Here is a 12,343-nt window from a genome sequence, read left to right on the forward strand (position 1 = left end):
ACAGTTGCCCTCGACGGCCGCCGATTCCGACTGACCCGACCGATGCCTGAGCGATCAGACGGTCGCTGCCTCCGGCACCTCCGACTGTTCGGTCCGGAACTGCTGGGTGACCTTCGGCAGCGCGAGCGCCGCGACCAGGGCGATCACCGCCGCGGCTGCGACCAGCAGGAAGGCCGCGGTGAAACCGCCGTCGGTGTAGAATACCGCGCCGCCGGTCTGATCGGCGGGCAGCTGCGCGACGAACGAGTTGTTCATGATCGCGAAGGCGATCACCGGCAGGACCGCCGAGCACAGGCTCTGCACCACTCCGGCGATGCTGGCGGTGGACGCCTGCAACTCCGGCGGCGCCGCCTTGATCAGCATGTTCGGGATCGACGCGTAGCCCATGCCGAGACCGGCGCCGAACAGCGCGGCCAGCAGGAACAGCAGCGGCTTGCTGTCGTGCATGAAGGCGGTGGCCGCACCGGCGAGACCGGTCAGGACGCCCGAGGCCATCAGCAGCACGCGCGGATGCAGGCCGCGGCCGCACAGCGCGCCGACGACGAGGCCGCCGACCATCGTCATGCCGCCCAGCGGAACCTGGAACACCGCGTACTGCTCGGCGCTCAGACCCCACCCGTAGCCCAGGCCGAAGGTCTCCGGCGTCATCGCCATGATCGGCAGCAGCATGGTGAAGACCGCGCCCAGGCCGTAGATGCCGCCGGCGGCGGTGACCGTCCAGGCGATGCTCGGACGACGCAGCAGATCGAGGCGGATCAGCGGATCGGACACCCGCTTGGCGCTGGCGTACCAGGCGGCGGTCAGGACCAGGCCGCCGACCAGGAAGGCCAGCGTGGTGGTGTCGGTCCAGCCCCACTGCGGACCGAAGCTGACCGCGACCAGCAGGCCGGCCAGGCCTGCACCGAGCAGGACCGCACCGAGGACGTCGAGCGAGGCGCGCAGACGGACGGTCGACTCCGGGGTCGTCAGCAGGATCATCACCAGGCACACCACCAGCACGGCGGCGAAGAACCAGAACAGGCTGCGCCAGCCGAAGCCGTCGATGAGCCAGCCGGTCAGGAAGGGTGCGGCGACGGTGATCAGACCGCAGCCTGCGGTGCAGATGCTCACGGCCATCGGGACGGTCTTGCGGGGGAAGACGTCGCGAATCAGCGAGTAGCTCAGGAACAGCGTCGGCACCAGGATGCCCGACAGCGCGCGTCCGAAGATCATCACCGCGTAGCTGGTCGCGACGGCCGAGATCACCGATCCGACGGCGCCGACCACGACGCAGGCGATGATCACCTTGCGTTTGCCGATGATGTCGGCAAGCTTACCCAGCAGCGGCGACAACACGGCACCGACCAGCAGGAACGCCGTGATGAGCCACGCCCCCTGACCGGTCTGGTACTCCGCGGAGATGGGCAGGATGGCCATTGAGACCATCACGTAGCTGACGCTCAGCAACTCGAGGACGAGCACCAGCGACAGCAGGGATAGGGCCAGGCGCGGTGTCCAGCCGGCGTCGTCTTTCGCCGTCGTAGTGGCGCCGAGGTCGGAGAACTCGGTCATGTTCGGTTTCCTTTCGGGGATTCCCCGGGGGCTGATCAGGAGTGCAGCGGGGTCAGGAGTGCTGAGCCCTTGCTGCGGGGGTGTCGGCGGCCAGGAGACCGGCGGCGTGTCGGGCGGCAATGTAGCCATAGACCAGGCCTTGGCCGATGGTCGCGCCGGCGCCGGGATAGCGGTTCCCGAATGCGTTGGCGGCATTGTTGCCGACGGCGTACAATCCGTCGATGACCTCACCGGAATCGGAGGTCACGCGGCCGTATCCGTCCGTGCGCAGTCCGCCACAGGTGCCCAGATCGGACAGGACCACCTTGACGGCATGGAAGGGGCCGCGCTGCAGCGGCCGCAGGCACGGGTTGGGCCCGTGGCTGGGGTCGCCGTAGTAGCGGTCGTAGGCGCCGGAGCCGCGACGGAAGTCGTCGTCGACGCCGGCCTCGGCGAACTCGTTGAACCGGGCGACGGTGCCCGGCAGCTTCGCCAGCCCGGTCGCGTCGGCGAGCTCGTCGATGCTGTCGGCGGTGAACGCGGTTCCGGCGTCGTACCAACTCTGCGGGATCGGGGCGCGGGGGAACAGCTCGCCGGCGAAGACATAGCTGTTGCGGTACTTCTGGTCGAACACGATCCACATCTGCCCGATCGGATCGGCGGAGCGCCGACGTGCCAGCACCTCCTGACCGAAGCTCATGTAGTCGGTCGCCTCGTCGATGAACCGCTCGCCCGCCTCGTCGACCATCAGCGAACCGGGCAGCGAGCGCTCGGCGAGCATCACCTTGGGGCTGCCGCCCGGCAGCGGTGCGACGGCCGGGAACCACCAGGCCTGATCCAGCAGATCGAGGCCGGCCCCGGCATCGGTGCCCGCGGCGAGGCCGTCACCGGTGTTGCCGGGCGAGCCGAGCGAGAGTTCGGGCAGGTCGCCGAGCTGATGCTCCCTGCGCAGTTCGGCATTGTGATCGAAGCCGCCGGCCGCCAGGACGACGCCCCGTTCGGCGACGATGGTGACCGGGGTGCCGTCGCGGTCGACGACGGCACCGGTGACCCGGCCGTCGTCGACGATCAGGCGCTCGAGCGCAGTGCTGCGCCAGACCGGGATGCCCGCGCGGAGCACGCCTTCGTAGAGGCCTGCGGCCAGCGCCTGCCCGCCCGCCACGTATTCGCGTCCCAGCGCCTTGCCGCCCAGGCCCTGCGACAGGCGGCGGACCGCCCGCCCCAGACCGCGCCGCGGCAGGGTCACCATCAGGTTGATCAGGCGATAGTCGACGCCGGTGATCGGCATCGGGATCGGGGCGGCCATGCTGCCCGACCGCAGGTCGTCGCGGTGCTCGCCCAGGAGCCCGATGTCGAAGGGCTTCGATTCGCAGGTGCGGCCGACCGCCGACCCGCCGGGACGTTCCGCGTGGTAGTCGGAGTAGCCCTTGGACCACATGAAGTCGAGGCGGGTGAGGCGCTGCAGCAGTCGGACCGTCGCCGGGCCGAAACGCAGGTAGTTCTGGCTGCGCTCGGCGGCGGCGGTGTCGCCGACGATGTCGGCCAGGTACTCCCCTGCCCGCTCGACGGAGTCGCTGCCGCCGTCGGCGTCGATCACCGGGTTGCCCGGGATCCAGAAGGCGCCGCCCGAGAGCGCGGTGGAGCCGCCGACCTTGTCGGTCTTCTCCACGATCAGCACGTTCAGACCGGCCTCGTGGCCGGCCAGCGCGGCGGCCATGCCGGTGCCGGAGCCGACGACCAGCAGGTCGACGGTGATCTGTTGGGCGGACTGTTCGCTCATGCCAGGACTCCCGGGGTCGGTTCGCTACGAGTGGTCAGCGGCAGCAGCCCGTCGCGGGCCGCGGTGTCGATCGTGGCGTGCAGGGCCGGGCACAGCTGCTTGCGGCTCACGCCGTGGCCGGCCGTGTGGCCGGTCTCGGCCGCCGCGTACGGGCACTGGGCGGCGGCGTCGTCGAGCCACTGCACGCTGGTGTGCCGCTGGCTGTACTTCTCCACCAGCACGGCGGTGCCGCACCGTTCACACGAGATCTGAAACACCGGAGCCTCAGCTCTGTGCGGCCGCCGCGGCGGCCAGTTCCACGTTTCGGGCCACTTCGGCGTCCCAGTACTCGTTTGCCTTGGTGACGTCGACGTCGAACTCGAAGCGGCGGATCATGTCGTCGCGGATGTCGGCGCGGTCGACGTAGAACTGCTCGTACCAGCGGCGCAGCTGGTAGACGGGGCCGTCGTCCTCGCACAGCAGGGGGTTGTCGATGCGGGCCTTGGTCTTCCAGATCTCGATGTCCTGCTCGAAGGTCTTCAGGGTGCCCTCGCCGAACTGGGCCGCCAGCGCGTCGGCCTCCTCCAGGCTCATGCCGGGCGTGCGCTTGACCATGACGCCGTACAGCAGGACGAAGGAGTCGGAGCTGACCGGGTAGTGGCAGTTGATCAGCACGACGTCGAGGCCGTCCTGTCCTTCGAGCCGGTTGATCATGTACGCCGGACCGTAGTACGAGGCGTACGACTGGGTGACGCTGTCCTCACCGAAGTTGACGAAGTCCTTGCCCGCCATGTCGGCACGCGGCTTGAACGACATCTCCTGGGTGGCGACCTGGTCTTCGAAGATGTTGCGGAAGTGCAGCGGCTGGTTCAGGTGCACGTAGAAGAAGTGCGCCATGTCGACCACGTTGTCGACCAGTTCGCGGCAGTGGGTGTTCTCGATCTTGACCGAGTTCCAGTTCCACGCGGTCCACTCGCCCTCTTCGAAGCCTTCGATGGCGGGGATGTAGTCCTCGGGGGCGCCGCCTTCGGGGTCGTTCCAGACGAAGAGCTGCCCGTTGCGCTCCATCGTCTTCCACGACTGCGTCTTGGCCAGCGGCGGGACGCGCTTGGCGTACGGAACCGCCTTGCAGCGACCGTTGCCGCCCCAGCGCCAGTCGTGGAACGGGCAGGCCACCTCGTCGCCTTCGACCGAGCCCTGCGACAGGTCGCCGCCCATGTGGCGGCAGTACGAGTCCAGAACGTTCAGCTTTCCGGCCGAGTCGGCCCAGATCACCAGCTTGCCGCCGAACACGTGGATGCCGTGCGGCTTGCCGTCCCGGAACGAATCGGCCAATCCCAGGCAGTGCCAGCCGCGAGCGAAACGCTCGGGGTTGGTGCCGTTCTCGATCTCCCGGACCTCGTCGGTGTCCACTGCCTGCTCTGCGATCGTCATCTCCGCGACTCCCTCACTCGGTGTTCAACGTGCTGACGATCACATTCGCAGCGTTTTGTGAGCGGAGATAATTCGTTCCCATCCAATGGGATCAAACCTGCGGCGGCCTGCGCGAACGGCGCGTTCCGGGCGTCGCAGACCCGCGGATCGCCGACGCTGCCGCAACGGCGGCGACGATCGCTCGGGGCGCCCACCGGCCGGGCGATCCGGCCTAAGGTGAAGCGCATGACCCGCTCCGACGACATCCGCCTGATCTCCGACGACGTGACCGTGTGGCTGAGTCCGGCCACCGGGCGGCTGACCTCGCTGGTCGTCGCCGGTCACGAACTGCTGACCGGCGGGGCGCGGTTCGGGTCGTTCCCGATGGCGCCGTGGTGCGGGCGGCTCGGCGACGGCGAGCTGACCGTCGACGGGCAGGTGCATCGGTTCGAACGCAACGATCCGCCCCATGCACTGCACGGCACCGTACGCGATCACCCGTGGTTCGTCGACCAGTGCGCGCCGGACCGGGCGCGGCTGACGCAGCGGCTCGAGCCGCGCTGGCCGTTCCCCGGCGAGGTGATGCAGGAGGTGTCGGTGCGGCCCGGGGAGCTCACCCTGCAGATGAGGGTGCGGTCCGACGGTCCCGCGTTCCCCGCGCAGGTGGGCTGGCATCCGTGGTTCCGCCGGCGGCTCGGGGACGACGGCGCCGACCGTGCGCTCCGGGTCGACTTCTCCCCCGCCTGGCAGGAGAAGCGCGGCGAGGACTATCTGCCCACCGGCGAGCGGATCGCGCCGACGTCGCCCCCGTGGGACGACTGTTTCGGGATGCCCGACGGCGTCGACGTCCTGCTGGACTGGCCCGACCGCCTGCGGATGCGAATGCGCAGCGACGCCCGCTGGGTGGTGGTCTTCGACCACCCCGAAGACTCCATCTGCGTGGAGCCGCAGACCGGTCCGCCCAACGGCTTGAACACGACCCCGCACCTGGTGTCCCCGGGCCACGATCTGGTCGCGACGACGACGTGGACGTGGTGAGCGGGTCTCGATACGCCGCCTCGCTGCGCTCGGTGGCTACTCGACCACCCTGAGGACGAGCAAACAAGTCAATAACCACCCCGACGCACCCCTCAGGCCGGTCGAGTAGCGACCGGAGCGAAGCGCAGGACCATCCCCAGGCTGGTCGAGTAGCGACCGAAGCGAAGCGCAGGACGCGTATCGAGACCCCCGCACCAGGCCTCGATACTCCGCCTCGCTGCGGTCGGTGGCTACTCGACCACCCTGCAACCCACCCCGAGTAACGACCCAAAGACCCGCCCCCAGGCCGGTCGAGTAGCGACCGAAGCGAAGCGCAGGACGCGTATCGAGACCCCGCACCACAACCCCGCCGCCTACCGCAGGTGCGCGCCCGGTCCCGGGCGCACCGCGCGGACGGTCGGGGCCGGGTGCCCTGCGGCGACCGCTGCGTCGGGCAGCTCCGCGATGATGCGGTCGGCCGCGTCGACGTCGGCCAGGGCGATCACCGATCCGCCGAAGCCGCCGCCGGTCATGCGGGCGCCGAGCGCACCCATCCGGCGAGCGAGGGCTGCGAGGTGGTCGATGTGGTCGGTGGTGATCTCGAAGTCGTCGCGCATGGACTCGTGCGAGGCGTTCATCAACTCCCCGAACACCGGGTAGTCACCGTCGCGCAGAGCGTCGGCGGCCGCGAGCACGCGGGCGTTCTCGGTGAGCACGTGACGGGCGCGGCGCGCGTGCACCGGGTCGGTGAGCCGGCCCCAGTCGTCGGGCCCCGCCTCGCGCAGCGACGCCACGCCCAGACTCGCGGCGGCTGCGGCGCAGGAGTCGCGTCGTTCCCGGTATTCACCGGCCGAATGCCGGTGGGGCGCGTGCGAGTCGATCACCAGCAGCCGATAGGCCTCGCCGAGCGCGGCCGGGACCGTCTCGACCTGCACCGATCGGAAGTCGATGAGGAGCGCGCGGTCCGGCTCCCCGTAGAGGCTGGCGAGTTGGTCGAGCAGGCCGGTCGGTGCGCCGACGTAATGGTTCTCGGCCTTCTGCGCCAGCTTCGCCACCGCGGTCCGATCGCCGACCGGCGCCCCCGAAGCCTCTGCGAGCGCGAGCAGTACGGCGCACTCGAGGGCCGCCGACGACGACAGTCCCGCCCCGACGGGCACGTCGGACGAGATCTGCAACCGGCCGCCGGGCACCGGCACCCCGGCCTCCCGCAACGCCCACACGCACCCGGCGACGTACGCGCCCCAGCCGGTCACCTCGCCCGGCACCGTCGACAACGCGATTTCGCACTCGTCGGGCTCGGTGGCCGAGACGGCACCGATCACGGTCGCCGACTCGTCCGGGGTGAACACGGCAGTGGTTCCCAGTCGCAGGGCGATGGGCAGCGAGTAGCCGAGGTTGTAGTCGGTGTGTTCGCCGATCAGGTTGACGCGGCCGGGCGCGAACGCGCGGAACGCGGGTCGGCCGGTCATGCCGGGACCTCGGTCAGCACCGCGCGCAGTTCGGCGGCGATCGCCTCCGGCGTCTTGTCGGTGACGAAGGCGCCGCGCCCGGACTCCGAACCGGCCAGATACTTGAGCTTGTCGCGGCTGCGTCGGATCGAGAACAGCTCGGCGTGCAGATACCCGGCGCCGGAACCCGCCACCGCAGTCTCCCGGCCGGAGTACTGGTGCCAGGAGGCGATGTACGGCAGCGGCGCGTCGTACAGGGCGTCGAAGGCACGCAGCACGGTCAGGTAGACGCGGGCCAGGTCGTCGGCTTCCGCGTCGGTCAGGTCACCGAGCTGTCGGACGTGTCGGTTCGGATAGATGTGCACCTCGGCCGGCCAGCGAGCGGCGAACGGAACGAACGCCGTCGTGTGCTCGGTACGGACGAGGATACGACGACCGTCGGACACCTCGGCGGCCAGAATCGCCTCGAACAGGTCGGCGCCCGCCTCCGCGCGATATCGGCCGGCCTCGGCCAGCAGCGCCGAGGTGCGGTCGGTGCGGAACGGGTAGGCGTAGATCTGCCCGTGCGGATGCGCGAGCGTCACCCCGATCTCCTCGCCGCGGTTCTCGAAGCAGAAGACCTCCTCCACACCGTCGCGAGCCAGCAGGTCCGCCGCCCGGTGCGCCCAGGTGTCGATGACCAGGCGGGCCTGCGCGGGCGACAACTGCGCGAACGACCCGTCGTGCTCGCTGGTGAAGCAGACGACCTCGCAGCGGCCGTACCCCGGCGCGACGACCTCGAGCTCGGTGGACGCCTCCGGGAGGGCGAACGACGATCCCGCGTGGGCCGTCGACAGCGACGGGAAGCGGTTCTCGAAGACCACCACGTCGTAGTCCTCCGCGGGCACTTCGCTGGACTGCCCGCTCGGATCCGGGCACAGCGGGCACATCTGGCGCGGCGGCTTGTACGTGCGTTCCTGTCTGGCCGGCGCGATGATCACCCAGTCCCCGGTGCGCGGATCGCGGCGCAGTTCGGTGGGGGTCGACGTCGGCCGCGGCGGCAGATCCCGATGGTCGGCGAGCGGCGCGGGCGGGGTCGCCGAATTCGAGAAGAACAGGATCTCGCGGCCGTCCGCGAGCTCACTGCGCTGCGGTTCGGGCAGGCGCCGGGCGAGGGGCTGGGTCATCGATTCATTCCTTCAGCGACGGTCAGGTCTACGACGGCGGCCAGGGCGCGACGGTGGTCGGGCCGGATCGCCGCGTCGGTGACGACTCGATCGACACGGGCGAAGGTCGCGTACAGGTGGGCGCCGATCTCGGCGTACTTGGTGTGATCGGCCAGGACGACCGTGGTGCGCGCGGTGTCCAGGAGCTTCCGGTTGGTCTCGGCTTCACCCAGATTCGGGGTCGTCATGCCCGCGGCCGGATCGATGCCGTGGACGCCGAGAAAGGCGAGGTCGGTGCGGTACCGCTCGAGGGCGGCGTTGGCGAGCGGTCCGACGAGGGCGTCGGACGGCGTCCGCTGACCGCCGGTGAGCTGCACCGCGGCCGGGTTGAGGATCGTCTCACCGGGGTCGGTGAGCAGCGCGAAGATCGCCATCGAATTGGTCACCACGGAGACCTGACGGCCCCGGAGCAGCTTCGCCAGTTCGAGCGTGGTGGTGCCCGCCCCGATCGCCACCGTCATGCCGTCCTCGATGAACTCGACGGCGGCGGCCGCGATCGCCCGCTTGGCCTCGGGCTGCCGCTCGGCCTTCAACGACGGCAGCGGCTCGAGGCCGCGCACGCTGTCCAGGTGCGCGGTGCTGATCGCACCGCCGTGAACCTTGCTCAGCTCGCCCGCGATCTCCAACTGGTCGAGGTCCCGGCGAATGGTCATCACCGAAACTCCGAGCTCCTCGGCGAGATCGGCGGCCCGGACGGCCCCGCGATCGATCACCGCCGCGAGTATCAACGCTCGTCGTTCCGCCACCAACATGTGCAGACTGTATCAATAACACACGAAAACGCACACAAATCTTCAGATAACTCACACCTTCATGTAGGTATCTGTTAGTTTTTGACACACATTGATCGGTTGAGCCAACCAAGGAGCCGCCATGAACCTGGCATCCGACACGGTCCTCCGGCTGAACACCGGAGTCATGGACTACATCCTCGTGGCCGTGTACTTCGTGTTCGTGCTGGGGATCGGCTACCTCGCGCGAGGCAAGGTCGCGAGCAGCATCGACTTCTTCCTGTCCGGCCGCAGCCTGCCCGCCTGGGTCACCGGCATCGCCTTCGTCTCGGCGAATCTCGGCGCCGTCGAGATCATGGGCATGTCGGCCAACGGCGCGCAGCTCGGACTCTCGACGATGCACTACTACTGGATCGGCGCCGTCCCGGCGATGGTCTTCCTCGGCATCGTGATGATGCCCTTCTACTACGGCTCCAGGGTGCGGTCGGTCCCCGAGTTCATGCGACGACGGTTCGGCACCGGTGCCCACCTGGTGAACGCGCTGAGCTTCGCGATCGCCCAGGTCCTGATCGCGGGCGTCAACCTGTTCCTGCTGGCCACGGTCGTCAACGCGGTCCTGGGGTGGCCCCAGTGGGTGTCGCTGATCGTCGCCGCCGCGGTGGTCCTGACCTATACCGCGCTCGGCGGCCTGTCGGCGGCCATCTACAACGAGGTCCTGCAGTTCTTCGTCATCCTCGCGGCGCTGGTCCCGCTGACCGTCATCGGCCTGATCAAGATCGGCGGCTGGAGCGGTCTGCGCGACAAGATGATCGACACGCACAACTCCTCCGGCGCCGTCAGTGCCACGGTGAGCGACCAGCTCAACTCCTGGCCCGGTCAGGCTCTCAGCGGATTCTCCTCCCCCGTCTGGTCGGTCGTCGGCATCGTCTTCGGCTTGGGCTTCGTGCTCTCGTTCGGCTACTGGACCACCAACTTCGTCGAGGTCCAGCGCGCGATGGCGTCCGATTCGACGTCGGCGGCCCGGCGGGCGCCGATCATCGGCGCCATCCCGAAGATGTTCATCCCGTTCGTCGTCGTCGTCCCCGGCATGATCTGCGCGGCGGCGATCGGCGACATGATCCACCTGAAGAACACCGGCGCAGGCGAGGTCACCTACAACGACGCGATGCTGCTGATGATGCGCGACATCCTGCCCAACGGCCTGCTGGGTGTCGCGGTCGCCGGCCTGCTCGCCTCGTTCATGGCAGGCATGGCCGCCAATGTCTCGGCGTTCAACACCGTCTTCAGCTACGACCTGTGGCAGCAGTACGTGGTCAAGGATCGGCCCGACAAGTACTACATCACCGTCGGCCGCGTGGCGACGGTCGGCGCGGTGCTCCTGGCGATCGGCACGGCGACCATCGCCGCCGGGTACTCGAACCTGATGGACTACCTGCAGACCCTGTTCGGCTTCTTCAATGCGCCGCTGTTCGCCACGTTCATCCTCGGCATGTTCTGGAAGCGGATGACGGCGACCGCCGGTTGGGTCGGTCTCGTCGCCGGCACCGCGTCCGCCGTCACTGTGTTCGTCCTGCAGGAGACCGGCGTCACCAACCTGCCCGGTCAGGGCATGGCGTTCGTCGCGGCCATCGCGGCCTTCGTCGTCGACATCGTGGTCTCGGTGATCGTCTCGCTCGTCACCTCACCGAAGCCGGTCGCCGAGCTCGACGGCTTCGTCTGGTCGCTGACCGACAAGACCAAGCTGCTCGGCGACGACAGCGGCGCCGCCTGGTACGCCCGCCCGGTGCCGCTGGCCATCGTGGTGATGACCCTCGTGGTCGTCCTGAACGTGATCTTCCACTGACCCGCCCGTCCCCCTCATCGAGGAGCAACCGTCATGAGTGAACCGACGAAGAACGAAGCGTCGACCGACGCCCCGCTCGACGACCGCAAGGCGCGAATCCTGCAGCGGATGTTCGACATCCGCAACATCGTCGGCGCCCTGCTGGTCGTCTACGGGGTCATCCTGCTGATCGGCGGACTGCTGCCCGCCACCGCCGAGGCAGGCGCCGCCGATCGCGCGCCGTCGAGCAACCCGATCGACATGTCGGTCGGCACGAGCGCCAACATCTGGGTGGGCTTGATCCTGGCCCTCTTCGGCGTGCTCTTCCTGGGTTGGGCCGCGATGCGCCCGACGAACAAGTAGGTGCGCCGGATCTCGATGCGCTTCCTCCGCTGCGCTCCGGAGGCTTACTCGATCAACCTAGAAAACAGCCCAACCCAGGCCGGCCGAGGGGCCGTGAGACGGGGCAGCGACCCCAGGCTGGTCGAAAAGCAGCCCAACCCAGGCTGGTCGAGTAGCCCGCGAACGAAGTGAGCGAGCGTATCGAGACCCCGTCGCCGCGGATCTGCGTCGGATCTTTACTCCAGGAAGACAACTGCCGACGCAAACTTCGCTCCGGGTCTCGATGCGGCCTCGGCTAGCGCCTCGGCCTACTCGACCAGCCTGGGGAAGCTCCGCCGCCGAGTTGGTCGAGGGGCCGTCAGGTGGGGAAGCGGCCCCAGGCTGGTCGAGGAGCCGTCAGACGGGGCAGCAGCCCCAGGCACGTCGAAAAGCAGCCCAACCGAGGCTGGTCGAGTAGCCCGCGAACGAAGTGAGCGAGCGTATCGAGACCCCCGCACACGCGCGCGATCTCGATGCGCTTCCTCCGCTACGCTCCGGAGGCTTACTCGATCAACCTAGAAAACAGCCCAACCCAGGCCGGCCGAGGGGCCGTGAGACGGGGCAGCGACCCCAGGCTGGTCGAAAAGCAGCCCAACCCAGGCTGGTCGAGTAGCCCGCGAACGAAGTGAGCGAGCGTATCGAGACCCCGTCGCCGCGGATCTGCGTCGGATCTTTTACTCCAGGAAGACAACTGCCGACGCAAACTTCGCTCCGGGTCTCGATACGGCCTCGGCTAGCGCCTCGGCCTACTCGACCAGCCTGGGGAAGCTCCGCCGCCGAGTTGGTCGAGGGGCCGTCAGGTGGGGAAGCGGCCCCAGGCTGGTCGAGGAGCCGTCAGACGGGGCAGCAGCCCCAGGCACGTCGAAAAGCAGCCCAACCGAGGCTGGTCGAGTAGCCCGCGAACGAAGTGAGCGAGCGTATCGAGACCCCCGCACACGCGCGCGATCTCGATGCGCTTCCTCCGCTACGCTCCGGAGGCTTACTCGATCAACCTGGGACGAGCCCGTCCGGAGGCTTACTCGATCAACCTGGGACCA

10 protein-coding genes are annotated in these 12,343 nt (G+C 68.9%); 3 read left to right on the plus strand and 7 right to left on the minus strand.

The features are described from left to right. Window positions 1–54: 54 nt before the first annotated feature. From AAFO60_RS07130 to AAFO60_RS07145, 4 genes are read right to left on the minus strand one after another with little or no spacing between them, the layout of a single operon-like run. Complete coding sequence (locus AAFO60_RS07130; RefSeq protein WP_347955471.1) at window positions 55–1,551, minus strand: MFS transporter; 1,497 nt, start codon at window positions 1,549–1,551, stop codon at window positions 55–57. Between the two features lie 52 nt (window positions 1,552–1,603). Further along, window positions 1,604–3,310, minus strand: coding sequence for a 3-ketosteroid-delta-1-dehydrogenase (locus AAFO60_RS07135; protein ID WP_347955472.1), 1,707 nt, complete (start codon window positions 3,308–3,310; stop codon window positions 1,604–1,606). Next, on the minus strand, window positions 3,307–3,567 hold the full coding sequence (locus tag AAFO60_RS07140) for a hypothetical protein (RefSeq protein ID WP_347955473.1): 261 nt from the start codon (window positions 3,565–3,567) through the stop codon (window positions 3,307–3,309). Before AAFO60_RS07140 ends, AAFO60_RS07135 begins: the two co-directional genes overlap by 4 nt. 7 nt (window positions 3,568–3,574) lie before the next feature. After that, window positions 3,575–4,723, minus strand: coding sequence for a Rieske 2Fe-2S domain-containing protein (locus AAFO60_RS07145; protein ID WP_347955474.1), 1,149 nt, complete (start codon window positions 4,721–4,723; stop codon window positions 3,575–3,577). 225 nt (window positions 4,724–4,948) lie between these two features. On the opposite strand from AAFO60_RS07145, the gene AAFO60_RS07150 reads away from it, so the two are divergent. Continuing rightward, entirely contained in the window at window positions 4,949–5,740 is a 792-nt protein-coding gene (locus tag AAFO60_RS07150; protein ID WP_347955475.1) for an aldose 1-epimerase, read from the plus strand. A 353-nt stretch (window positions 5,741–6,093) separates the two neighbouring features. Here the strand turns inward: AAFO60_RS07150 and galK are convergent, their stop codons facing one another. From galK to AAFO60_RS07165, 3 genes are read right to left on the minus strand one after another with little or no spacing between them, the layout of a single operon-like run. After that, window positions 6,094–7,188, minus strand: a complete 1,095-nt coding sequence (gene galK, locus AAFO60_RS07155; RefSeq protein WP_347955476.1) for a galactokinase — start codon at window positions 7,186–7,188, stop codon at window positions 6,094–6,096. Continuing rightward, a complete protein-coding gene (galT, locus tag AAFO60_RS07160) occupies window positions 7,185–8,333 on the minus strand; it encodes a galactose-1-phosphate uridylyltransferase (protein WP_347955477.1) in 1,149 nt (382 codons plus the stop codon). The genes galK and galT overlap by 4 nt, the downstream gene beginning before the upstream one ends. Continuing rightward, a complete protein-coding gene (locus AAFO60_RS07165) occupies window positions 8,330–9,124 on the minus strand; it encodes a DeoR/GlpR family DNA-binding transcription regulator (protein WP_347955478.1) in 795 nt (264 codons plus the stop codon). The genes galT and AAFO60_RS07165 overlap by 4 nt, the downstream gene beginning before the upstream one ends. Window positions 9,125–9,245: 121 nt before the next feature. Between AAFO60_RS07165 and AAFO60_RS07170 the strand changes: the two genes are divergently transcribed. Then, entirely contained in the window at window positions 9,246–10,946 is a 1,701-nt protein-coding gene (locus tag AAFO60_RS07170; RefSeq protein WP_347955479.1) for a sodium:solute symporter family protein, read from the plus strand. Between the two features lie 33 nt (window positions 10,947–10,979). Beyond that, on the plus strand, window positions 10,980–11,288 hold the full coding sequence (locus tag AAFO60_RS07175) for a hypothetical protein (protein ID WP_347955480.1): 309 nt from the start codon (window positions 10,980–10,982) through the stop codon (window positions 11,286–11,288). Window positions 11,289–12,343: the final 1,055 nt, after the last annotated feature.

Source organism: Gordonia aichiensis, from assembly GCF_039946255.1.
In the GTDB taxonomy this organism is placed as follows: domain Bacteria; phylum Actinomycetota; class Actinomycetes; order Mycobacteriales; family Mycobacteriaceae; genus Gordonia; species Gordonia aichiensis_A.

Bases quoted from the DNA above. Each gene is read 5' to 3' on its own strand.
- AAFO60_RS07165 (WP_347955478.1), bottom strand. From the start codon at position 9,124: ATGTTGGTGGCGGAACGACGAGCGTTGATACTCGCGGCGGTGATCGAT.
- galT (WP_347955477.1), bottom strand. From the start codon at position 8,333: ATGACCCAGCCCCTCGCCCGGCGCCTGCCCGAACCGCAGCGCAGTGAG.
- AAFO60_RS07135 (WP_347955472.1), bottom strand. From the start codon at position 3,310: ATGAGCGAACAGTCCGCCCAACAGATCACCGTCGACCTGCTGGTCGTC.
- AAFO60_RS07145 (WP_347955474.1), bottom strand. From the start codon at position 4,723: ATGACGATCGCAGAGCAGGCAGTGGACACCGACGAGGTCCGGGAGATC.
- AAFO60_RS07170 (WP_347955479.1), top strand. From the start codon at position 9,246: ATGAACCTGGCATCCGACACGGTCCTCCGGCTGAACACCGGAGTCATG.
- AAFO60_RS07150 (WP_347955475.1), top strand. From the start codon at position 4,949: ATGACCCGCTCCGACGACATCCGCCTGATCTCCGACGACGTGACCGTG.
- AAFO60_RS07175 (WP_347955480.1), top strand. From the start codon at position 10,980: ATGAGTGAACCGACGAAGAACGAAGCGTCGACCGACGCCCCGCTCGAC.
- galK (WP_347955476.1), bottom strand. From the start codon at position 7,188: ATGACCGGCCGACCCGCGTTCCGCGCGTTCGCGCCCGGCCGCGTCAAC.
- AAFO60_RS07130 (WP_347955471.1), bottom strand. From the start codon at position 1,551: ATGACCGAGTTCTCCGACCTCGGCGCCACTACGACGGCGAAAGACGAC.